Raw genomic sequence first — 811 nt, 5'->3', positions numbered from 1 at the left:
ACAGCGTCGCGCGCGTCCGGCGCATGGCCGAGCGCGACCCGCGGGTGCGGGTGCTCACCGCCGAGACCGCCGGCGGACCGGCCGCCGCCCGCAACCGGGCCTTGCGCGCCGCCCGCGGCCGCTGGGTCGCGGTGGTGGACAGCGACGACCTGGTCCACCCCGACCGCTTCCGCCAGCTGATCGAGGCGGCCGAGCGGGACGGGGCCGAGATGGTCGCCGACGACCTGCTGCTGTTCTCCGACACCGACTCCGAGACGACGCGGTTGTTCTTCACCGGCGCCCTGGCCCAGGCCCCGCAGTGGATCGACCCGGTCGCCTATGTCCGCTCGAACCGGTTCTTCGGTCGCGGCCCGGCGCTGGGCTATCTGAAGCCGGTGATCCGGATGGACGCCCTGCGGCGCAGCGGCGTGACCTACGACGAGCGGCTGTTCCTCACCGAGGACTTCGACCTGGTCGCGCGGCTGATGTTCGCCGGCCTGCGGCTGCGGACCTATCCGCAGCCCACCTATTTCTACCGCCGCCGTCCTGGCTCGCTGTCGCACCGGCTGACGCCGGCCCAGCTGCGGGCCAGCCTGGCCGCGGACTTCGAGCTGCGGGAGGTCGCGCCCACGCCGGAGGTGCTGCGCGAGGTCGAGCGGCGCCGACGCAGCGTCAAGGACGCCCTGGTGTTCGGCGAGATCGTCGAAGCCCTGAAGAAGGGCCGCTGGGGCGAGGCTCTGCGCTGGGGCGCCGGACGCCCGCGCGCCGCCGCCCTGCTGCGCCTGCCCGTCGCCGCCCGGCTGAACGCCCTGTTCGCGCGGCGGCCGGACCC

1 protein-coding gene is annotated in these 811 nt (G+C 75.0%); it reads left to right on the top strand.

Annotation, left to right across the window (positions count from 1 at the left end):
* Nucleotides 1-811 (top strand): glycosyltransferase family 2 protein (locus G3573_RS21730; RefSeq protein ID WP_163263693.1); only part of this gene is annotated, 811 nt, incomplete at both ends.

The sequence above is a fragment of the Caulobacter sp. 17J65-9 genome (genome assembly GCF_010975005.1).
GTDB lineage: Bacteria > Pseudomonadota > Alphaproteobacteria > Caulobacterales > Caulobacteraceae > 17J80-11.
The sequence above is the reverse complement of the archived record's forward strand: the minus strand, read 5'-3'. Positions and strand labels throughout refer to the sequence as shown.